19 protein-coding genes are annotated in these 20,273 nt (G+C 69.1%); 6 read left to right on the top strand and 13 right to left on the bottom strand.

Translation table 11 applies throughout. The features are described from left to right. Positions 1-47 precede the first annotated feature (47 nt). Both ACQ86G_RS01030 and ACQ86G_RS01025 read left to right on the top strand, forming a co-directional pair. Positions 48-383, top strand: a complete 336-nt coding sequence (locus tag ACQ86G_RS01030; protein WP_431258916.1) for a DUF805 domain-containing protein — start codon at positions 48-50, stop codon at positions 381-383. A gap of 78 nt (positions 384-461) precedes the next feature. Beyond that, positions 462-971, top strand: a complete 510-nt coding sequence (locus ACQ86G_RS01025) for a cupin domain-containing protein (RefSeq protein ID WP_431258915.1) — start codon at positions 462-464, stop codon at positions 969-971. A 42-nt stretch (positions 972-1,013) separates the two neighbouring features. Here ACQ86G_RS01025 and ruvC read toward each other — a convergent pair whose 3' ends face one another. The 3 genes from ruvC to ACQ86G_RS01010 are packed head-to-tail and all read right to left on the bottom strand — an operon-like array spanning position 1,014 to position 3,195. After that, positions 1,014-1,562 (bottom strand): crossover junction endodeoxyribonuclease RuvC, encoded by a 549-nt coding sequence (ruvC, locus tag ACQ86G_RS01020; protein ID WP_088406119.1) that lies wholly within the window; start codon positions 1,560-1,562, stop codon positions 1,014-1,016. A 20-nt stretch (positions 1,563-1,582) separates the two neighbouring features. Further along, positions 1,583-2,569, bottom strand: coding sequence for a phosphatidate cytidylyltransferase (locus ACQ86G_RS01015; protein WP_431258914.1), 987 nt, complete (start codon positions 2,567-2,569; stop codon positions 1,583-1,585). Then, entirely contained in the window at positions 2,566-3,195 is a 630-nt protein-coding gene (locus ACQ86G_RS01010) for a lysophospholipid acyltransferase family protein (RefSeq protein ID WP_431258913.1), read from the bottom strand. The genes ACQ86G_RS01015 and ACQ86G_RS01010 overlap by 4 nt, the downstream gene beginning before the upstream one ends. 26 nt (positions 3,196-3,221) lie before the next feature. On the opposite strand from ACQ86G_RS01010, the gene ACQ86G_RS01005 reads away from it, so the two are divergent. Next, positions 3,222-5,978, top strand: a complete 2,757-nt coding sequence (locus tag ACQ86G_RS01005; RefSeq protein WP_431258912.1) for a hypothetical protein — start codon at positions 3,222-3,224, stop codon at positions 5,976-5,978. Positions 5,979-6,049: 71 nt separating this feature from the next. On the opposite strand, the gene ACQ86G_RS01000 is transcribed toward ACQ86G_RS01005, so the two are convergent. The 7 genes from ACQ86G_RS01000 to ACQ86G_RS00970 form a co-directional block, all read right to left on the bottom strand. After that, on the bottom strand, positions 6,050-7,666 hold the full coding sequence (locus tag ACQ86G_RS01000; RefSeq protein WP_431258911.1) for a GMC family oxidoreductase: 1,617 nt from the start codon (positions 7,664-7,666) through the stop codon (positions 6,050-6,052). Then, the gene (locus tag ACQ86G_RS00995; RefSeq protein ID WP_431258910.1) at positions 7,663-9,072 is read right to left on the bottom strand and encodes a coniferyl aldehyde dehydrogenase; all 1,410 of its coding nucleotides are present in this window, start codon (positions 9,070-9,072) and stop codon (positions 7,663-7,665) included. The genes ACQ86G_RS01000 and ACQ86G_RS00995 overlap by 4 nt, the downstream gene beginning before the upstream one ends. 188 nt (positions 9,073-9,260) lie before the next feature. Further along, on the bottom strand, positions 9,261-9,791 hold the full coding sequence (locus tag ACQ86G_RS00990) for an outer membrane beta-barrel protein (RefSeq protein ID WP_431258909.1): 531 nt from the start codon (positions 9,789-9,791) through the stop codon (positions 9,261-9,263). 328 nt (positions 9,792-10,119) lie between these two features. Then, positions 10,120-11,700 (bottom strand): bifunctional phosphoribosylaminoimidazolecarboxamide formyltransferase/IMP cyclohydrolase, encoded by a 1,581-nt coding sequence (gene purH / locus ACQ86G_RS00985; protein WP_431258908.1) that lies wholly within the window; start codon positions 11,698-11,700, stop codon positions 10,120-10,122. A 38-nt stretch (positions 11,701-11,738) separates the two neighbouring features. After that, positions 11,739-11,972 carry a helix-turn-helix domain-containing protein gene (locus ACQ86G_RS00980; protein WP_088406111.1) on the bottom strand — a complete coding sequence of 78 codons (234 nt, stop codon included), beginning with the start codon at positions 11,970-11,972 and terminating at the stop codon, positions 11,739-11,741. Next, positions 11,969-13,081, bottom strand: a complete 1,113-nt coding sequence (gene dusB, locus ACQ86G_RS00975) for a tRNA dihydrouridine synthase DusB (RefSeq protein ID WP_431258907.1) — start codon at positions 13,079-13,081, stop codon at positions 11,969-11,971. Before dusB ends, ACQ86G_RS00980 begins: the two co-directional genes overlap by 4 nt. Positions 13,082-13,268: 187 nt before the next feature. Then, positions 13,269-14,180, bottom strand: a complete 912-nt coding sequence (locus ACQ86G_RS00970; protein ID WP_431258906.1) for a substrate-binding periplasmic protein — start codon at positions 14,178-14,180, stop codon at positions 13,269-13,271. A 21-nt stretch (positions 14,181-14,201) separates the two neighbouring features. On the opposite strand from ACQ86G_RS00970, the gene ACQ86G_RS00965 reads away from it, so the two are divergent. Both ACQ86G_RS00965 and ACQ86G_RS00960 read left to right on the top strand, forming a co-directional pair. Beyond that, complete coding sequence (locus ACQ86G_RS00965) at positions 14,202-14,684, top strand: YqaA family protein (RefSeq protein ID WP_431048371.1); 483 nt, start codon at positions 14,202-14,204, stop codon at positions 14,682-14,684. 89 nt (positions 14,685-14,773) lie between these two features. After that, positions 14,774-16,270: a carboxypeptidase M32 gene (locus ACQ86G_RS00960; RefSeq protein ID WP_431258905.1), complete on the top strand. Its 1,497-nt coding sequence runs from the start codon at positions 14,774-14,776 to the stop codon at positions 16,268-16,270. Positions 16,271-16,418: 148 nt separating this feature from the next. Here the strand turns inward: ACQ86G_RS00960 and ACQ86G_RS00955 are convergent, their stop codons facing one another. Then, positions 16,419-16,991, bottom strand: coding sequence for a PEP-CTERM sorting domain-containing protein (locus tag ACQ86G_RS00955; RefSeq protein ID WP_431258904.1), 573 nt, complete (start codon positions 16,989-16,991; stop codon positions 16,419-16,421). A 212-nt stretch (positions 16,992-17,203) separates the two neighbouring features. Then, complete coding sequence (locus ACQ86G_RS00950) at positions 17,204-17,836, bottom strand: phasin family protein (RefSeq protein ID WP_431258903.1); 633 nt, start codon at positions 17,834-17,836, stop codon at positions 17,204-17,206. 147 nt (positions 17,837-17,983) lie between these two features. Here ACQ86G_RS00950 and ACQ86G_RS00945 point away from each other — a divergent pair, with 147 nt between their 5' ends. Beyond that, positions 17,984-19,051, top strand: coding sequence for a zf-TFIIB domain-containing protein (locus tag ACQ86G_RS00945; protein WP_431258902.1), 1,068 nt, complete (start codon positions 17,984-17,986; stop codon positions 19,049-19,051). Positions 19,052-19,118: 67 nt separating this feature from the next. Here ACQ86G_RS00945 and ACQ86G_RS00940 read toward each other — a convergent pair whose 3' ends face one another. Then, positions 19,119-20,096: a hypothetical protein gene (locus ACQ86G_RS00940; RefSeq protein ID WP_431258901.1), complete on the bottom strand. Its 978-nt coding sequence runs from the start codon at positions 20,094-20,096 to the stop codon at positions 19,119-19,121. Positions 20,097-20,273: the final 177 nt, after the last annotated feature.

The raw sequence follows: 20,273 nt of genomic DNA, 5'->3' as shown, positions 1-20,273 counted from the left end.
TCCCCGGATCCGGGGTGTCCATGTTCACACGAGGAAGAGGGCGTGCCATGAATTTCAGCGATTCGATCCAGACCTGCCTGCGCAAGTACGCGGACTTCACCGGCACCGCGAGCCGGCCCGAGTTCTGGTGGTTCTTTCTCTTCCTGGCGCTGGGGTCGGCGATCCTGGGCGTGTTCTCGGACAAGCTGAGCTTGGTCTTCACCTTGCTCACGTTGTTGCCGAACATCGCCGTCAACGCGCGCCGTCTGCACGACATCGACCGCAGCGGCTGGTGGCAGCTTGTGTGGTTCATCCCGCTGATCGGCTGGATCGTGATGATCTACTGGCTCGTCCAGCCGAGCCAGCCGAACCGGTATGGCGCGGGTGCGACGACGACGGTGTGATCGCATGACGGACGGGACTGGTCAGTCCCCGCGGGCGCGGGTACCGTGGCTCGTCGAGAACCGCCAGGAGACCCCAGCATGACCGACCGCGCCCAGGCGCTTGCCGCCCAGCTGATCCGCAACTTCCATGAAGCCGAGCTGACCTCGTTCAAGCGGGAGCCGCTGTACGAGTCCCGCTTCGCGCGCCTGGCGCGCGGGACCGCCGCGCGCAAGCTCGGCGCGTCGTACGACATCGTCGAACCCGGCAAGACCACCTGCCCGTACCATCTGCATTACGCGCAGGAGGAGATGTTCATCATCCTCGAGGGCTCCGGCACGCTGCGCGTCGCCGGCGAGCGCCTGCCGATCAAGGCCGGCGACGTGGTCTTCATCCCCGCGGGACCCGAGTACCCGCATCACATCATCAACACCTCGGACGCGCCGATCCGCTACCTGTCCGTCAGCACGATGGAGCAGCCGGAGATCTGCGTCTATCCGGACTCGAACAAGTTCATGGCCGAGCACGGTCCCGACAAGGCGGAACGCCCGTTCGAGGCCATCCGCAAGGTCGGCGAGGGCGACCTGGACTACTGGCAGGACGAGCCCTGAAGCCTGTCGCGCGGCCTCGATCAGGCCCGGCGATCCTGGGGCTCAGTAGGTCCGCGACCCCTTGAACTGCGCGTGCTGGCGCCGCTGCAGCGTCGTCTGCTTGCCCATCGCCTCGAAGGACACGCGCGCATGCGCGTCCATGATCGCGATGCCGAGCGCGTCGGCTGCGTCCTTGCCGGGTTCTCCGGGCAGCTTCAGCAGCCGCGCCACCATCGCCTGCACCTGCGCCTTGGCTGCGCCGCCATGCCCGGTGATGGCCTTCTTCATCTGCACCGCGGTGTACTCCGACACATGCAGGTCGCAGGACACCAGTGCCGTCAGCGCCGCGCCGCGCGCCTGCCCCAGCAGCAGCGTCGACTGCGGGTTCACGTTGACGAAGATGATCTCCACTGCCGCGCAGGTCGGCTGGTAGCGCGACACCACCTCGCGGATGCCGTCGAAGAGGATTTTCAGCCGGCCCGGCAGATCGCCGGTCGGCAGGGCGTTGGTCTTGATCGTGCCGCTGGCGACGTAGGACAGCCGCGGCCCGTCGGCGTCGATGACGCCGAAGCCGGTCGTCTGCAGGCCGGGGTCGATGCCGAGGATGCGCATGCCGTCGCCTCCTTCCGGGTTCAGGTGCCGGCGCGGAAGTACCACCGCACCGAATGGAAGAACACGGGCGCCGCGAAGCACATCACCGCGATGCGGTCCAGCAGTCCGACCGCGCCGGTGATGGCGCTGCGGTTGCCCCAGGCGTTGATGCCCGCGTCCCGCTTGAGCGCCTGCATCACGAACACGCCGAAGCTGCCGCAGCCCGCCGCGACGAATGCGGCGATCGCCGCCTGACCCGCCTTGAACGGCGTGATCCAGTACAGCAGTGCGCCCACGAGCGCCGCCGTGAACGCGCCGATCCACCAGGCCTTCATCGTGAACGAGCGGCTGATGCGGCGCGCCACCGGCTTGGCGCGGAAGCGGCTGGTCGCCAGCGCCTGCGCGATCTGTCCGCAGGCCACCACGGCCACCAGGAAGAACAGCAGGAAGGCGCCGCGTCCCTCGTACTTCGGGAACTCCAGCAGCAGCAGCGCCGGCGCGTGCGACAGGCCGTAGACGCAGACCATGATGCCCCACTGGATCTTCGAGTTGCGCTCCAGGAAACGCCCCGGATCGTCGGCCAGCGCGCTGGCCACCGGGATCGCGAGGAAGCCGTAGACGGGGATCAGCACCGAGAACAGGTCGAAGTGGCGCGTGCCCACCAGCACGTACTGCAGCGGCAGGATCACGAAGAAGGCCATGATCAGCCCGCGATGGTCGGCGCGGCGGGTGTGCAGCAGCGTGATGAACTCGCGGAAGGCCAGGAACGAGAACACGGCGAACAGCAGCGTCGCGCCGACCGGTCCCGAGACCCATGCGGCCCAGAACAGGCAGGCGCCGACCCAGACCATGTTGAGTTCGTGGCGGAAGCGCGCCCAGCGCGCCTGCCAGGCTTCCTGCTCGTGGTCGGGGCGCTCGCGCAGCGACCACAGCACCGAGCCGATGCTCACCAGCAGCAAGGCGCCGAACAGCACGACGAACAGGAAGGCCACCTGCTCGCCGCTGTTCAAGGATTTGAGCCACCTCATTCCTTCCACCCTCCGGGTCGCAGCGCCATCACCGCGGCGCGGGCGCGTTCCAGGAAGGCGCGCTTGTCCTCGCCGGGCTCGATCCGGATCGGCGCGCCGAAGGTGACCGTGCACAGGATGGGCACCGGCACGACCTCGCCCTTGGGCATGACGCGCTGGACGTTGTCGATCCAGGTGGGGATGAGTTGCACGTCGGGGAACTGCTCGGACAGGTGGTAGAGGCCGGCCTTGAAGGCCTGCGGCGCGCCCTTGTTGGAGCGCGTGCCCTCCGGGAAGATGACCAGCGAGTCGCCGCCCTGCAGCGTGTCGACCAGCGGCTCGAGCGGATCCTCGTCGGGCGTCGCGCGCGTGCGGCTGACGTAGACCGCGTTGAACACGGCCGTCGTGATCCAGGTCTTGAGCGCGGAGCTCGTCCAGTAGTCGCGCGCGGCGATGGGGCGGGTGCGCGCGCGCAGTTCGCCGGGCAGCGACGCCCAGATCAGGACCCAGTCGAAGTGGCTCTGATGGTTGGCGAAGTAGATGCGTTGTTCGGACGTCGGGGGACAGCCTTTCCAGTGTCCCTGCGCGCCGGTGATCAGGCGCGCGAGCCAGGACAGGAACAGGCCGGTGATTTCGGCAAGGACCATGGGATGGATTATCCCGGACTACGGCATTGACGGGCCGAGTCGACAAATGGGTCAGTGAGGGCGGTGCTTTTGACCGCTATGTGTCATCGCGCGCCACCGGGTCCTCCCAGGACACTGCGAGCACTGCTTTCCTCCAGCCATTCCCTACTTCCATGAACACCGCCAATTCCGATCAGCCCTCGTTGCCGATGCGCTCCGCAGAGGGCCCCGCCGTCGCCGTGCCCGCGCCTTCGAACACGCGCGTGGCCAAGCCCCGACACACCGATGAGTCCGCGACGGCGGTGCCAGTCGAGGATGCCAACGACGCGGACCTGGTACAGGCACCCGTGACGGCCGAAGACCCGATGGCATCGGCGGCCAGCGTTGAGGATGGCAATCAGCCGGCGGGTGCGGCGTCGGCCGGCGAACGCGGCGCCGAACCGGCATTCGAGCAGGCTGAACAGCCGGAATGCCGGCAGATCCGCCGCGACGGCACGGAGGAGGACTGCAACCAGTCCGCGGTGTGGCCGTGGATGATCGCCGGTTCCGGCATCCTGCTGGCCGGCGGGGCCGCGGCCAGCAGCCGGGGGAGCGACAGCCACGCCTCGGCGGCCGCGCCCCCTCCACCGCCAGCGCCACCGGCGCCCGTGCTCCCCGCCGCGCCGCATCTGTCCACCAGTTCGGGCAAGGACACGATCGACGGCGCCGGCCACGTGGACGTCGCGCTCGCAGCCCCGGGGGCGTCCTGGGTGTATCGCCTGGACGGCGACGACACCTGGCACGCCGGGCAGGGCAGCCGCATCGACGCGGACACCCTCAGCCGCGGCGTTCACGCCGTGATGGTCGCGCAACTCGACGACCAGGGGCGCCGCGGCGACGTCGCCACGCTGGCGGTCCGGGTCCACGACGAGGTGCTCGCGCCGACGCTGACGCTGGCGCATGACAACGGCAGCTCGGCCTCCGACGGCCTGACCAACGACGGGACGGTCCTGGTCTCCGGCCTGACGACGGGGGCGACCTGGTTCTACCGCGTGAACGGGGCGACCGACTGGGTGGAGGGCAAGGATGGCCAGGTGCCGGCCGGCGCGCTCGTCGCGGGCCAGAACAGGGTCGAGGCCTACCAGGTCGACGCCGGCGGTGAGCACGGACCGCTGACCAGCCTGACCGTGACGCTGGACCTGACGCCGCCGGCGGCACCGCTGCTGCAGACCAGCAACGGCACCGACCTGCTGAACGCGCACGATTTCATCAATGTCTCCGGCATCGAAGGCGGCGCGAGCTGGAGGTTCCGCGTGAACGGGCAGGGCGACTGGATCGAAGGCCACGACGGCCGCATCCCGGCGGACGCACTGGCGGCGGGAGAGAACCATGTCGACGTCGTGCAGGTCGATGCCGCAGGCAACGTCGGCGCCGCGGCGACGTTGACGGTCCGGCAGGACCTCGAGGCGCCCGATCCGTTGCAGGCGCACGTGGAGGGCGGGCACGGCAACCTCGTGTCCCTGCAGGGGGCCATCGTGCTCGACAACATCGAGGCCGGTGCGACCTGGAAGTACCGCATCAACGGCGAGAACGACTGGCATGTGGGCGATGGTTCGCAACTGTCGGCGAACCATCTGCTTGAAGGTCGCAACGACGTGACGCTGATGCAGACCGACAGTACCGGCCACGAGAGTGCCGCGACCCTGATCACCGTCACGCGTGACAGCATCGCGCCGGACCGGCCCGATCTGGTGACCAGCAACGGCCTGCCGCTGATCAATGCGCAAGGCAGCCTGCTGGTCCATCGCCTGGAAGACGCCGCGACCTGGGAGTACCGGATCGACGGCGGCGACTGGCTCGTGGGCCATGGCGCCACGCTGGGGGCCGCCGCATTGCACGAAGGCGGCCAGACGGTGGATGTGCGCCAGAGCGATGTGGCCGGCAATGTGAGCGAGGTCGATTCGCTGGCCGTGACGCTGGATTCCACGCCACCCGATGCCGTGATGTCAGCGGCGCGAACGCAAGACGGCGCGATGGCGCTGAACCATCTGATCAACGCCACGGGCTACGTGTCGATCGACAACCTGGAGCAGGACGCCAGCTGGGAGTACAAGGTCAACGGCGACGACCACTGGCGTCACGGCGGCGGACATCAGCTGTCGTCGCGGGTGCTGGACGAAGGTGAGAACAGCGTCCAGATCCGGCAGATCGACGCGGCGGGCAACGCCGGCGAGGCGACGACGACGCTGGTGGACCTGGATGCCACCGCGCCCGACACGCCGACCCTGACTTCATCCACCGGGAAATGGCTCATGAATGCCAGCGGCTATGTCCAGATCGGACATGTCGAACCGGGCGCCCAACTCACGGTCAAACTCGATGGCCGGGTCATCCAGCCCGGCGGTACGCCCGGACACGACCAGTTCCAGGGCTTCCAGTACGGCGAGGGTACTCACTCCGTCGAGTCGTACGTCACTGACGCCGCCGGGAATGTCAGTCGGTCTGCCGTGGCGTCTTTCACCGTGGATGTCACCTCGCCTGATGCGCCGACGCTTTATTTGAGCGATGGGCGGATCAACGACTTGTCGGACCACGTCGATGTGCTCGACCTTGAATGGGGTGCGACGTGGTGGTACCGGGTCGACAAGAAAGGGGACTGGATCCAGGGGAGTGGCAGCCAAATCGCAGGGAGTGCCTTCGTGAACACGTCGGCGTCGACGGAGTCGCACACGGTGCAGGTCCATCAGGTCGACGCTGTGGGCAATCAGAGTGTTGACAGGAACTTTGCCCTCTGGTCTGACATTCCACCACCGGCTGGCGTCTGACAGCCGGCATCGCGACTCAGGTTCCTGCACGACCTGCTGAAACGAATGCCCCGCCTCGCGTGGGGCATTCTTCATTCAGCGATTGAGGCTTTGCGGATCAGATCCGATGCCTTCTCTGCGATGGCGACGACCGGCGCATTCGTGTTGCCGCTGACGACGCTCGGCATGATGGACGCGTCCACCACCCGCAGCCCCTCGATGCCGCGCACGCGCAGGTGGTTGTCGACAACGGCCTGGTCATCGCTACCCATGCGGCAGGTGCCGACCGGGTGATAGACCGTGTCGACGCGACGACGCAGCAGCGCCTCGATGTCGACGTCCGCGTCGACATCCGCGCTCCAGAGCTCCTTGCGCCAGAACGTCTTCATCGCTGACGCTCGCATCAGGTCCCGCGTCAGCTTGTAGCCTTCGACGAGTTCGCGCACATCCTCGGGATCCTGCAGGAAGGCGGGGTCGATGCGCGGCGCGGCCAGCGGATCGGCGCTGGCGAGCGTCAGCGTGCCGCGACTGCGCGGTCGCAGCAGGCACACGTGGCAGGAGAGGCCATGGCCCAGCCGCAACTTGCGCGCGTGGTCCTCGACGAGCGCGACGACCAGGTGCAGCTGCACGTTCGGCGCGGGCAGGCCAGGGCGTGTCGACAGGAATCCGCCGCATTCGGCGAAGTTGCTGGTGACGAGCCCGCGTCGTTCGCGCCGATAGCGTTGCACCTGCCCAATGAAGCGGGCACTGCCGCGCGCGGAGATCCCCGCGAGATCGAGGCAATCCGACTCGTAGCCGAAGACGAAGTCCGGATGGTCGTGGAGGTTGCGGCCGACGCCGGGCAGGTGGTGCCGGACCGTGATGCCCTGCGACTGCAACTGCGCGCCGTCCCCGATGCCCGACAGCATCAGCAACTGCGGTGACTGCAGCGCGCCCGCGCAGACGATGAGTTCGCGCGCTGCCCGAAGCGTGCGGCGATGACCGCCTTGCAGCACTTCGACGCCGACGGCGCGTCGCCCCTCCAGCACCAGCGACAAGGCCCGCACACCGGTCTCCACGCGCAGGTTCGCGCGTCGACCGAGGTGCGGCTCCAGATAACCGCGAGCGACGCTCCATCGCTCGCCCTGGTGCTGCGTGACCTGGTAGACGCCCAGGCCAGCCATGTCCGCGCCATTGAAATCGTCGAGGACCGCATGGCCCGCCTCGCGCGCCGCCGCCCGCCAGGCGTCGTGGATCGGCGAGTCGGTGCGCAGGTCGCCGACGCGCAGCGGGCCGTCCGTTCCGTGCCAGGGCGCGCCAAGGCGCTCGTTGCGTTCCGCCTTGATGAAGAAGGGCAGCAGGTCGTCGTAACTCCAGCCGACGTTGCCGGCCGCGGCCCAGGTGTCGTAGTCGCTCCGATGACCGCGCGTGTAGACCATCGCGTTGATCGCCGATGAGCCGCCCAGCGCCTTGCCGCGCGGCTGGTAGCCGCGACGGCCGTTCAGGCCGGGCTGCGGCTCGGTCTCGAAGCCCCAGTTGTTGATCTTCGCGGCGACCTGCAGCGCGCCGGCGAAGGGCGTCGTCGTGACCCAGCCGTCGCCGCGACCGCCAGCCTCGATCAGCAGCACGCGGCAGGTCGGGTCCTCGCTGAGCCGGCTCGCCAGCACCGCGCCCGCGGAGCCGCCGCCGACGATCACGACGTCGGCCTCGAACCCGTTCGCGGTGCTCATGCGATCTTCTTCAGCAGGCCGAGCAGACGGTCGAAGGTCGCGCCGTACGGCGGATGGAACAGCTTCGTGCCGGCGAAGCGCGACTGCAGGAACACCGGCTTGAGCTTGCTGAAGGTATTGAAGCCCCAGACGCCGTGGTACGACCCCATGCCGCTGGCGCCGACACCGCCGAAGGGCTGCTCCTCCTGGCCGAGGTGCCAGATGCAGTCGTTGACCGTGACGCCACCCGCGTGCGTGCGGGCCAGCACGTCGTCGCGCGCGGCCCGGTCCTCACCGAACCAGTACAGCGCCAGCGGCCGGTCGCCGGCGTTGACGCGCGCGATCGCCTCGGACGGATGGCCGTACGGCACGATGGGCAGCAGCGGACCGAAGATCTCCTCGCGCATCACGGCCATCTCCGGCGAGGTGTCGAGCACCAGGGTCGGGACGAGGCGGCGGTCCCCGGGCGCGTCGTCGTGCGTCGGACGCAGCGTCGCGCCGCGGGCGCGCGCGTCATCGAGCAGGCCCCGCAGGCGCGCGTGATGGCGCGGACTGACGATGGCGGTGTAGTCCGGATTGCCTTCGATGCGTGGATACAGCCGGCGCACGGCGGCGACGATCGCCTCGGTCAGCGGTTGCACGAGTTCCTGTGGCGCGAGCACGTAGTCCGGCGCGACGCAGGTCTGACCGGCGTTGAGCAGCTTGCCGAAGGCGATGCGTTCGGCGGTGCGGGCGAGGTCGGCGCTGCGGTCGACGATGGCCGGGGATTTCCCGCCGAGTTCCAGCGTGACCGGGGTCAGGTGTTGCGCGGCGGCTTGCGCCACCAGGCGACCCACCGGCGTCGAGCCGGTGAAGAACAGATGATCGAACGGCAGTTGCGTGAAGGCCTTGCCGACCTCGGCGTCGCCGGTGACGACGGTCATCTCGTCGGGGGCGAAATGCTGGGCGACGAGTCTGGCCATCAGGTCCGAGGTGGCCGGCGTCAGCTCGGACGGCTTGATCATCACGCGATTGCCGGCGGCCAGTGCTGCCAGTGCCGGCGCCATCGCCAGGTAGTACGGATAGTTCCACGGCGAGACGATGCCGACCACGCCGAGCGGCTGCGGCATCAGCCGATTGCCGGCGGGCAGGAAGTGCAGGGCGGTCGGCGCGCGCTTGACGGCCATCCAGCGCTTCAGGTGCCGCATCGCATGCCGGGCACCGGACTGGACCGTGAAGAGATCGGCCAGCAGGCTCTCGTGACGCGAGCGGTGGCCGAAGTCGCGGGACATCGCGTCGGCGAGCGCCTCCGCGTGGTCCGCGGTCATCCGCAGCAGCCGCGCCAGACGGTCCTTGCGTTGCGCGTAGGTCGGCATCCGCTCGCGGTCGAACGCGGCGCGCTGCTGCTCCAGCATCAGGTGCAGGCGCTCATGCAGGGCTTGGTCCATGGGGTCTCCGTTGTTGCTCTTGTGGGGACCAAGGCTATGCCCATTCGTGCCGCCGGCCAAGCGCGGGGACCCTGGACTAGGGAGGCGCGCCTAGGCGTGCGTCGCCGTCCGCCCATGAAAAAGCCCGGCCGGGGCCGGGCTTTCGGAGCAGGGCGCCGGAGCGCCCCGCATCGATCGGGAGCGATCGATCAGAAGCGGTAGCCGACGCTCAGCGTCACGCCGGTGACGGTGGTCGTGTCCTTGTCGAAGTAGGACATGTAGTCGACCGCGCCGTACACCTGCTTGTTGAAGTTGTACTTGGCGCCCAGGCCCCACGAGAAGCTGCTGTCGCTGCCCGAGGCCGAACCCAGGCTCGACGAGAACTTGACCTTGGAGTCGGCATAGCCCAGGCGGCCGAACACTTCGAACTGCGGGTTGAACGAGTACTTCGGCACCACGTAGAAGCCGACGCTGCGGGTGATCTTGGTCTTCACGCCTTGCGAGGTGTCATCGGACACGCCGCCGGCCAGCATGCCTTCGAGGGCGACGTTGGGGTGCAGGTCCCAGCCGACGATGCCGCGGATGGCGCCCGGCTTGAACGACACGTTGTAGAAATCGTCCTTGACCTTGGCGAAGGTGTAGCCCAGTTCACCGTAGACGGCGTTGGTGGCTTGCGATTGGGCTTGCGCGGCACCGGCGGCCAGCAGGACGGCAGCGGCGACGACAGAGATCTTGATCATTTGAATACTTCTCTTGATGAGTGAAACCGCACCTTGGCGGTGCGGCGGGCAGAAGGTATCAACGCCTGCCCCCGGAGCCCCATGACACTCGTCACGCCCTTGTAAAAAAGTACGAATTCCGTTGTCGCACGACGACGTCCTCTGCGGAGGGCCGGGCTGTCATTCCCCCTCTGGAGGGGCGATTTGTGCGAACAGTCGATCTCGATTTGATGTGGCCTTCACAGGCATGTCCGACGAGGACCAGCTTGTGGCGGCACCAGAAGAAAAGCCCGGCACAGGGCCGGGCTTGATCACCGCGCACGACGGCGCAGCGGATCGTGGGGGACGATCAATGACGGAAGTGGCGCACGCCCGTCAGCACCATCGCGATGCCGCGCTCGTTGGCCGCGGCGATGACCTCCTCGTCACGCATCGAGCCGCCCGGCTGGATCACGCAGGAGGCGCCGGCGTCGGCCAGCACATCCAGGCCGTCGCGGAACGGGAAGAAGGCGTCGCTCGCCACGGCCGAGCCGGTCAGCGTCAGGCCGGCGTTCTCGGCCTTGATCGAGGCGATGCGCGCCGAGTCGATGCGGCTCATCTGGCCCGCGCCGACGCCCAGCGTCATGCCGCCGCCGCAGAAGACGATCGCGTTGCTCTTCACGTACTGCGCGACGGTCCACGCGAACATCAGGTCGTCGAGCTGCTGCGCGGTCGGCTGCAGCGTGGTGACGACCTTCAGGTCGGCCTTCGTCAGGAAGTGGTTGTCGGCGGTCTGCACCAGCAGGCCCGAGCCGACGCGCTTGACGTCCTGCGCGTTGCGGCCCTGGTCCCACGGACGCGCGCCGCCCGGCGGCAGCGCGATCTCGAGCAGGCGCACGTTGACCTTGCCCTTGAAGACCTCGCGCGCCTCGGCGCTGAAGGACGGCGCCATCAGCACCTCGACGAACTGCTTGGACACCAGTTCCGCGGCGGCGCGGTCGACCTCGCGGTTGAAGGCGATGATGCCGCCGAAGGCGCTGGTCGGGTCGGTCTTGAAGGCCTTCGCGTAGGCGTCGGCGGCGTTCGCCGCGACGGCCACGCCGCAGGGGTTGGCGTGCTTGATGATCACGCAGGCGGGGACCTCGAAGCTCTTCACGCATTCCCACGCGGCGTCCGCGTCGGCGATGTTGTTGTAGCTGAGCTCCTTGCCCTGCAGCTGCCTGCCGGTCACCAGCGAGCCGGGCGCCGGATGCAGGTCGCGGTAGAGCGCGGCGGTCTGGTGCGAGTTCTCGCCGTAGCGCAGGTCCTGCACCTTGATGAAGCTGCTGTTCATCTGCGCGGGGTACTCGGCCAGCGAGCCGTCTTCCAGGCGCGCGCTCAGGTAGTTGCTGATCGCGGCGTCGTACTGGGCGATGCGGTTGAACGCGGCCACCGACGCGGCGAAGCGCGTCTTGTCGCTGGTCTTGCCATGGGCCTTCAGTTCCTCCAGCACCAGCGCGTACTGCGACGCGTCGGTCAGCACCGTCACGTCCTTCCAGTTCTTGGCCGCGCTGCGGACCATCGCCGGACCGCCGATGTCGATGTTCTCGATCGCGTCCTCCAGCGTGCAGCCGGGCTTGGCGACGGTGGACTCGAACGGATAGAGGTTGACCGCCAGGATGTCGATCGTGTCGATCCCGTGCTGCTCGATCGCGGCGACGTGCTCGGGCAGGTCGCGACGGGCCAGCAGACCGCCGTGGATCTTCGGATGCAGCGTCTTGACGCGGCCGTCCAGCATCTCCGGGAAGCCGGTGTGCTGGGCGACTTCGGTCACCGGCAGGCCGGCGTCGGCCAGCAGCTTGGCGGTGCCGCCGGTGGACAGCAGGCGCACGTCCAGCGCATGCAGCGCCTTGGCGAAATCGACGATGCCGGTCTTGTCGGAGACCGAGATCAGGGCGGTGAGTTGGGCCATGGGAGCTCTCTAAAGGGGATTCGGTTCGGCGCGGGCGCTCAGATCAGCTTGTGTTCGACGAGCTTCCGGCGCAGCGTGTTTCTGTTGATGCCCAGCCATTCGGCGGCCTTGCTCTGGTTGCCGTCGCTGTGCTGCATCACCACTTCCAGCAGCGGCTTCTCGACGAGGCGGATCAGCATCTCGTGCATCGAGTGCGGCACTTCGCCGCCGAGGTCCCTGAAGTAGACCTCCAGGTTTTCGCGGATGCAGGAGTCGATCGGTTTTGGCGTCATGCCGTCAGCCTTCTTTCTTGGTCTTGGTGTTCGTCGTTCGCGGCGGCGGCTGCGTCTGCGTCGTCGAGGGGGCCGTTGTCGGCCGGCAGGTAGGGCAGGCGGTCATGGTCGTCCGCCAGCGCGTCCAGCCAGTCCGTCAGCGCGCGGACCTGGCCGTCGCAGCTCTCGAGGGTGTTCATGCGACGGCGGAAGTCCTCGCCGCCGGGCAGCGCCCGCACGGCCCAGCCGATGTGCTTGCGCGCGCTGCGCATGCCGGTGAGTTCGCCGTACAGCGCGTAGTGGTCGTGCAGGTGCTCGATCAGCCAGCCCTTGGCGTCGGCGATGCGCGGCGCGGGCAGTTCCTCGCCGGTGGCCAGGAAGTGCGCGATCTCCGCGAAGATCCACGGCCGGCCCTGCGCCGCGCGGCCGATCATGATCGCGTCCGCGCCGGTCGCGGCCAGCACCTCGCGGGCCTTGTGCGGCGTGTCGATGTCGCCGTTGGCGACCACGGGGATGCGCAGCGCGGCCTTCACCGCGGCGATGGTGTCGTACTCGGCGCAGCCGCTGTAGCCTTGCTCGCGCGTGCGACCGTGCACCGTGACCATCGCGATGCCGGCCGACTCCGCCGCGCGCGCCAGCGCCACCGCGTTCTTCTCCGCCTGGCACCAGCCGGTGCGCATCTTCAGCGTGACCGGCACGCCGCGCGGCGCGCACGCGGCGACCACCGCCTCGACGATCTCCAGCGCCAGCGCCTCATCCTGCATCAGCGCCGAACCGGCCCACTTGTTGCAGACCTTCTTGGCCGGGCAACCCATGTTGATGTCGATGATCTGCGCGCCGCGATCCACGTTGTACGCGGCGGCCTCGGCCATCATCTGCGCGTCGGTCCCGGCGATCTGCACCGAGATCGGCGCGGACTCGCCCTCATGGTTCGCGCGGCGCGAGGTCTTCAGGCTGTTCCACAGGTCCTTGCGGGAGGTCACCATCTCGCTCACCGCATACCCCGCGCCGAGCTTCTTGCACAGCACGCGGAAGGGCCGGTCGGTCACTCCCGCCATGGGGGCGACGAACAGACGGTTCGGCAGGACGTAGGGACCCAGCACGAGGGAGCCGGGCAGCGGCGTGGACATCGGGAATAGTGAGGCGGTTGCACAAAAAGAGGCAGAAGTATACCGCCGTTGGCACCCTCGATCGCACGGGCCCCCGATCGCCCACGGGAACCCGGGCGCCCCCTCCTCATACTTGTCGCAGGCTCCACAAATCGTCGGGGGCGCCCGGGTTCCCGTGGGCTCCGAACGAGGACTGCGGGGCAGGGTTCTAGAGGGACGGCTGCTTGCGCCAGAGGACGAAACCCTGGTCGACGAAGCGGTTCATGACGCGGTCCTGCGACAGCTTGTAGACCGCGCGCGCAATGCGGCCCCTCAGCTCCGGGGTGTTGCAGCGGGAACGGTGGGCCAGCGTCAGGTACAGGCCCTCGCGTGCGATCGCCGGCATCAGCGGCTGGATCGCGGGACCGCCGTTGCGCGCGGCGTAGGCCTCGGCCGGCGTGTCCTCGTAGATCAGGTAGTCGGCACGGCCGCGCTGCAGCATCAGGATCGCCTGCTCGATGCTGGCGACCTGGCTGATCTTCAGCGACTGGCGCGCGTAGTTGTCGAACTCCACGCCGAAGCTGTTGTTGATCACCGTCACGCCCTGCTTGGGCGCCAGGTCGCTCCATCGCTTGTAGGCCACCGGCGCCGCGGTCCGCGTCCAGATGACGCTGCGCGTCTCGCGGAACGCGGGATGGAAGTAGTCCATGTACTCGGTGCGCGGCAGCGTGAAGAACGCGCCCGCGATCAGGTCGATGCGACCCGCGCGCATCTCCTCCTGCACGCGGCCCCAGGGACCGACGTAGCGAGTCTCGATCGGGATGCCGATCTCCGCCGCCAGCCACTGCATCAGGTCGGCGTTGGCGCCGAGCAGCTTCTGCTCGTCCGCCGGATCGCGCCAGAGGTAAGGCGGGTACTGCGGGTTGCCCGAGGCGACGAGCATCGGACAACCGGCGATCGGACCCGGCGGCGTCGGTGCGGCGGCCGGAGGACCGGGCGCCGCGCTTGCCTGCGCTGAAGGCGGCGCCGCGGTCTGCGCGAGCGCGACACTGTGGAACGGTGCCGGGCCGATCCCCATCGGACCGGCGACGGCCAAGCCGATCAACGTGAACGACGAAACGGCGAGGCGGCGCAAGGACATGGTCTTCAGATAATCCCACGCATGGAAGCTTGGCTGCAACAGATGATTCACCTGATGCTGGAGACCCTATCTCTCCCGCAGGTGGGCTTGGGCGCGGTGTTCGTCGTCGCGCTGATTTCGGCGACGCTGCTGCCGATGGGATCGGAGCCGGTCGTGCTCCTGCTGGTGCATGCGAAGCCGGAGCTGTTCTGGCCCGCGATCCTCGTGGCCACCGCAGGCAACACGATCGGCGGCGCGATCACCTGGTGGATGGGCTACGGCGCGGAGCGCGCCTACGAGGCCGCCGTGCACCACACGCCGCGCGACCAGCGCGTGCTGGGCTGGCTGCGACGCTTCGGCGCGAAGACCTGCCTGATGAGCTGGCTGCCCATCGTCGGCGATCCGCTATGCGCCCTGGCCGGATGGCTGCGGCTGCCGTTCTGGCCGTGCGTGGCGTACATGGCGGTCGGCAAGTTCCTGCGCTACCTGCTCATGACCGCCATCGGGGTCGCCATCTTCGAGTGAGCGCACGGAGGCACTCGCCACTGCGGGGGGACGGGTGGCGACGATGGCCCGAGCTTGCACAATCACGGGGCATTCGAAGGAGCCCCGCCATGAGCACCCCCAGCACCCCGGCGTACGACGCCTTGTGCCAGCGCCATCAGCGCATCCACCGTCTTTCCCACCTGCAGTCGATCGCGTCGTGGGACCAGTCCGCCTTCATGCCGACGCGAGGCGCGCAGGCGCGCGCCGAGGCGCTCGCCGAGATGGGCGGGCTGCTGCACCAGCTGGGCACCGACCCGGCGCTGCGCCAGCTGCTCGACGATGCGGCGCAGGAGCCGCTCGACGACTTCCAGCGCGCCTCGCTGCGCGAGATGCGCCGCGTGTGGCGCTCGGCCAACGCGGTGCCGCAGCGGCTCGTGGAAGCGCGTTCGCTGGCCAACTCGCATTGCGAGCATGAGTGGCGCCACCAGCGCGCCGCCAACGACTGGACCGGCTATGTCGAGAACCTCCGTCCGGTCGTGCGCTACGCGCGGGAAGAGGCGCAATGCCTGTCCGATGACTCGGGCCTGAGCCGCTATGACGCGTTGCTCGACCACTACGAACCCGGCATGCGATCGGCCGACATCGACCGGGTCTTCGGCGACCTGCGCCAGTGGCTGCCCGGCCTGATCCGCGAGGTGATGGCGCGTCAGTCGACCGACCGCGTGGTCCACCCGCAGGGGCCGTTCCCCGCCGCGTCGCAACGCGCGCTGGGCCTGGACGCGATGACGCTGCTGGGCTTCGACTTCGAGGCGGGCCGCCTCGACGAAAGCGCCCATCCGTTCTGCGGCGGCGTGCCGGAGGACGTGCGGATGACGACGCGCTACCGCGACGACGGCTTCCTGCAAAGCCTCACCGGCACCATCCACGAGACCGGTCACGGCCGCTACGAGCAGAACCTGCCGCGCGAGTGGCTGGGCCTGCCGGTGGCGGGCGCGCGGTCGATGGGCCTGCACGAGAGCCAGAGCCTGTCCTTCGAGATGCAGCTGGCTTCGCATCCCGGCTTCGCCGGCCTGCTGCAGCCGCTGGTGGAACGCCACCTCGGCCCGCAGCGCGGATTCGCCGCGGACAACCTGCACAAGCTGATGACGCGGGTCGCACCGGGCTACATCCGCGTCGACGCCGACGAGGTGACCTACCCGGCGCACGTGATCCTGCGCTACGAGATCGAACGCCCGCTGATCGAGGGCGAGATCGAGGTCGAGGACATCCCCGCGCTGTGGGACGCCAAGATGCAGGAGCTGCTGGGCCTGGACACGCGCGGCAACTACAAGGACGGCTGCATGCAGGATGTGCACTGGGGCTGCGGGCTCTACGGCTACTTCCCCTGCTACACGCTGGGCGCGATGTACGCGGCGCAGTGGTTCGCGACGATGCGCCGCGAGCGGCCGACGCTGGACGCGGAGATCGCGCGCGGCGAACTTGCGCCGGTCTTCGACTGGCTCAAGGCGCGCGTGTGGTCGCAGGGCAGCCGCTGGGAGACGCCCGAACTGGTGCAGCGCGCCAGCGGCGAGGCGCTGAACCCGGCGCACTTCCGCCGGCACCTCGAGTCGCGTTACCTGGGCTGATCGCCACCGCGCCGCCGGTTCACCGCGCCGGCGGCACCAACGAAAAGGGCACCCCGCGAGGGGTGCCCTTTTCTTCTTGCGCGTCCGCGGTCTCTACCCACGGCGCTCCCAACGAGTCGTCGAGGACTCGAAATGCCTTGTGGTGGGGTCAGGCCTTGCCGGCCGTCTTGCGGCGGCGCAGGACGATGCCCATCGCGCCCAGGCCGGCCAGCATCAGCGCCAGGCTTTCCGGCTCCGGCACGGCGGCGGCGTTGCTGCCTGCACCGACGGTGTTGACGATGATGTTGTCCAGCGAGGTGCCGTAGCCGTCGCTGCGACCGACCGCGGCGAAGCGCAGGGTCATCGGGCTGCCGGTGCCGACGAAGGTCGTCGAGAAGGTGGCCCAGGACGTGTCGATGTTGTCGCCGACGGTGCCGCTCAGGCCGCCGATGCTCCAGGCCAGGCCGTTGCTGGCGGCGCCCTGGTTGTCCGGACGGTTCGTGTAGGCGAAGCTCAGCGAGTAGGTCTGGCCGGCGATGGTGTTCAACGCCTGGCTGATCCAGCTGTTGGCGGTGGTGTCGAGTTCGACGAAGTTGCTGCCGGCGAAGGCGCTGCCCGCGACGTTGTTGCGGATCTCCAGGCCGTTCGGGCCGACCGTCCAGCCGACCGCGCTGTTGACGATGGTCCAGGTGCCCGGGCCGACGGCGGGCGTCTCGAAGCTGCCGTTGGTCACCAGGTTCACCGGGGTCGCCAGGGCGAACAGGGGGCGGCGAAGAGGAGGGCAGTGATCAGGCGCTTCATGGGGCGGGCTCGGGAGTTCGACAAGGGGTGCGCAGGAACGTCTGCGCTTGTGTCGAATTGTTCGAGGCCGCCTCACCGGTGCCATCCCCCTGGGCGATGGGGATGGCGATACGTTTCGTGACGCAGTGCACGCCGCCCGGCGGCGGCGGAGGGTCAGGTGGTGCGCTTGCCGCCCCGGGCGGCCTTGGCCGTCTTGGTGGACTTCGCCGCGGACTTCGCGGGGGCCTTGGCCGCGGGTTGCTTCGAGGACGCCTTCACGGGTGTTTTCGTCGCGCCTGTTGCGGTCGTCTTCTTTGCCGCCGGCTGCTTCGATGCAGGTTTCTTCATCGTCGGCGCTGTCGTGGCCGGCATTGCCGACGCGGCACCGGGCCGCGCGGCGCGCAGCATCGCCACCTCCGCGGACAGGGCGTCGACACGTGCCTTCAACTGCGCGACCTCGTCCGCCGCCGGCATGCCCAGGCGCGCGAGCGCGCGCGCCACGCGGTCCTCGAAGATCGACTCCAGCTTGTCCCAGTGCTGGCCCGCACGGGCGCCGACCTCCCCGGCCAGGTCGCTCATGCGGTGCGCGGCGCTGTCGAGACGCGCCTCGGCCTTGCCGACGGCCGCGCCGCCCTGGTCCTGCGCCTTGGCGAACGCGGCCAGGCCGGCCGACCAGATCTGCTGCGCCGAGGTCCGGACCTGCTCCGCGAACGGCGTGTCCGCCGCCTGGGGCGAGGCGGGCGCGGCGTTCCTGCGGCGGCCTTGCGCCGGCTTGGGCGTGGCCGTCTTCTGTTGCTTCTTGACCATGGGCGTTCCTTGTCGTCGCGGGCCGGGGGCTGACACCCGTCGCTTGCCGAAAGCCGGACTATAGGCGGCGTGTCCTGCTGCACGCTGACTTCGACCTGTCTCGCAACCCCCATCGGGGCGAACGGCGCAGAGGCCAGAATAGCGCGCATGTCCTCGCCGACCGATTTTCCCGACACCGTGCCCGAGGCGCCGCCGGCCCTGCCGCCGATCGCGATGGACCGCGAACTGCCGCTGCGCAAGGGGGCGTTCATCGACTGCCCGCAGTGTCGCGCGACGATGCGCCACGTGACCCTGCCCGGCCACCACGCGCCGGCGACGGTCGACATCGATCACTGCGGTCCCTGCGGCCTGGTCTGGTTCGATGCGCGCGAGTCGGTGCAGCTGTCGACGGCCGCCTGGATCCAACTGCTGCGCGACCTGGACCGGCTGCGCCGGAGCGACCGGCCGCATCGGCCCACACGCGCCTGCCCGCTGTGCGCGAAGACCTTGAAGGAGGTCCGCAACCTCACGCGCTTCGGCCGCTTTCCGGTCCTGGAATGCGGCCACTGCGGCGGTCATCTGCACAGCCAGGCCGGCATGCTGGCCGAGCGCGGACTGCTCCGCCCGCTGCTGCCGGGCGAGCGCTACGCGCTGCAGGCCGAGAAGCGCCAGCTGTCCTGCCTGAACTGCGGCGGTCCGGCGGACGGCAAGAGCGAGGACTGCTCGTGGTGCAAGAGCCCGCTGCTGATGGTGGACATGCCGCGCCTGGCGAACGCGCTGCGCCGGCGCCCGCCGTCGGAACCACTGCTGATGCCCAACGGCGGCAAGCCCGTGGGCTGGGCCTGCCGCGGTTGCGGTGCGCCGATGGACCCGACGCGCGAGACGCGCTGCGGGCGTTGCCACCACACGGTGGTGGCGCCGTCGATGGACGACCTGGGGCCGCTGCTGGACGCCCTCGAACACGACGGGCACGAAGCGGACGCCCAGATGGAACGCGAACGCCGCGAGCGGCTGGCGTCCTACAACTTCGAGCACCGCGACCCGGCCGGCGGCAAGCACGGCCTCTTCTGGAAGGGCGAGTACGAGAAGCGCTACGACGAGGAGAACGATCGCCGCGAGCGGCATCGTGACGGCGGGCGGGGCTGGGCCTCGTCGGGCTGGTCCTCGCCGGGGGAAGGCTTGCCGCCCACGCTGATCGAGATCGCGCTGCGCATTGCGGCGAAGCTGCTGCGCTGATCCGATCGTGCGGCGGATGAGGCGCCGTGGGCCGGGCGCCGCGCGCCCTCGATCGTGCCCCCGCGGATCAGAGCTCCAGCACCCCGATCGCTTTCGCGCAGGCCGGCGGCGTGCCGCCGCCGCGCACGACGAAGGGCAGTTCGCCCCACGGGCCCAAATCGCGCGGGCAGCCGTTGCGCAGCGTGCCGCCCGGGCAGCCGCAGCCCTTGGTCTTGACCAGCTTGTCCAGCGTCTGCGACTGCTGCGGATTGAGCTTGGGCAGGTCGTGGCGGAAGACCAGTTGCAGTGCCGTCGTCGGCGCGGGCGCGTCCACCGCGGGCACCGGGCCGAGCAGCGTCGCCATCGAGAACGTCTCCTTGAGCGCCGCGGCGGGTTTCATGCCCTTGGCGCGGCGCAGGTAGTTCAGCGCCACTTCCATCGCCGCGTAGCCGCGCGCGGCCGAGGCCGTGAACGGCTTGCGGAACGCGGCCCCGTAGGTGTTGGCCACCTGGTCCCAGCGGCCGCGGTCGATCGTCAGCACCGGGCACAACACGGCGTCGACACGCTCCGACAGCGCGGCGTCGAAGTCCATCCAGCACGAGGTCCGCGCGCTGATCCGCAGCCCCGTCTGCCGGCGCAGGTCGGCGGCGATCTTCTCGCCGGCATTGAGCTCGATGCGGCCCAGCTGCAGCTGCAGGTCCTGGTCCTTCATCCGCTCCGCATTGCTGGAGATGAACGGGATGCCCGCGACGCGCAGCGCATCCGCGCCGGCATTGATCTCGCACCAGTTGCCCAGCACGACGTCGACCTTGGCCGCGATGAATTCCTGGGAGATGGCGAGCGCCTTGCGGGCGTCGCAGCCGCTGTCCTTGACGATCAGCTTGGGGGCGGCGTCGCCGGGCCAGGTCTTGAGCGCGAGCGTCATGCCGAGCTGGAGTTGCTCGGCCTGCTCGACGCTCGGATAGCTGCCCGGCAGGATGACGCCGATGGTGGCGGCGGTGGTCGGCGCAGCGGCGCACAGCAGGGCGGCTGGCAGCACGATGGCCAGGACCTGGCGGATGTTCATGACGATCCCTCTTGTTCTTCGTGGCCGGGGTCGGCCGTTGACTTTGTCGCCGGAACTGCGTTGTGGCGTCCGAGTCCGAGGTATCGCCTGCGCGGAGGGCGCGCGCACTGGAGGTTTTCCCGGGAGACCCCACGAATGAAAACGCCCCGGCGGGCCGGGGCGGTAAGACGTCACAGT

It is taken from the genome of Roseateles chitinivorans (assembly GCF_050632145.1).
In the GTDB taxonomy this organism is placed as follows: Bacteria; Pseudomonadota; Gammaproteobacteria; order Burkholderiales; family Burkholderiaceae_C; genus Roseateles; species Roseateles chitinivorans_B.
Note: the sequence above shows the minus strand (reverse complement) of the source record. Positions and strands in the feature narration are given on the sequence as shown.

Coding starts and splice junctions, on each gene's coding strand:
- ACQ86G_RS01030 (WP_431258916.1), top strand. CDS start 48: ATGAATTTCAGCGATTCGATCCAGACCTGCCTGCGCAAGTACGCGGAC.
- ACQ86G_RS01025 (WP_431258915.1), top strand. CDS start 462: ATGACCGACCGCGCCCAGGCGCTTGCCGCCCAGCTGATCCGCAACTTC.
- ruvC (WP_088406119.1), bottom strand. CDS start 1,562: ATGCGCATCCTCGGCATCGACCCCGGCCTGCAGACGACCGGCTTCGGC.
- ACQ86G_RS01015 (WP_431258914.1), bottom strand. CDS start 2,569: ATGAGGTGGCTCAAATCCTTGAACAGCGGCGAGCAGGTGGCCTTCCTG.
- ACQ86G_RS01010 (WP_431258913.1), bottom strand. CDS start 3,195: ATGGTCCTTGCCGAAATCACCGGCCTGTTCCTGTCCTGGCTCGCGCGC.
- ACQ86G_RS01000 (WP_431258911.1), bottom strand. CDS start 7,666: ATGAGCACCGCGAACGGGTTCGAGGCCGACGTCGTGATCGTCGGCGGC.
- ACQ86G_RS00995 (WP_431258910.1), bottom strand. CDS start 9,072: ATGGACCAAGCCCTGCATGAGCGCCTGCACCTGATGCTGGAGCAGCAG.
- ACQ86G_RS00990 (WP_431258909.1), bottom strand. CDS start 9,791: ATGATCAAGATCTCTGTCGTCGCCGCTGCCGTCCTGCTGGCCGCCGGT.
- purH (WP_431258908.1), bottom strand. CDS start 11,700: ATGGCCCAACTCACCGCCCTGATCTCGGTCTCCGACAAGACCGGCATC.
- ACQ86G_RS00980 (WP_088406111.1), bottom strand. CDS start 11,972: ATGACGCCAAAACCGATCGACTCCTGCATCCGCGAAAACCTGGAGGTC.
- dusB (WP_431258907.1), bottom strand. CDS start 13,081: ATGTCCACGCCGCTGCCCGGCTCCCTCGTGCTGGGTCCCTACGTCCTG.
- ACQ86G_RS00970 (WP_431258906.1), bottom strand. CDS start 14,180: ATGTCCTTGCGCCGCCTCGCCGTTTCGTCGTTCACGTTGATCGGCTTG.
- ACQ86G_RS00965 (WP_431048371.1), top strand. CDS start 14,202: ATGGAAGCTTGGCTGCAACAGATGATTCACCTGATGCTGGAGACCCTA.
- ACQ86G_RS00960 (WP_431258905.1), top strand. CDS start 14,774: ATGAGCACCCCCAGCACCCCGGCGTACGACGCCTTGTGCCAGCGCCAT.
- ACQ86G_RS00950 (WP_431258903.1), bottom strand. CDS start 17,836: ATGGTCAAGAAGCAACAGAAGACGGCCACGCCCAAGCCGGCGCAAGGC.
- ACQ86G_RS00945 (WP_431258902.1), top strand. CDS start 17,984: ATGTCCTCGCCGACCGATTTTCCCGACACCGTGCCCGAGGCGCCGCCG.
- ACQ86G_RS00940 (WP_431258901.1), bottom strand. CDS start 20,096: ATGAACATCCGCCAGGTCCTGGCCATCGTGCTGCCAGCCGCCCTGCTG.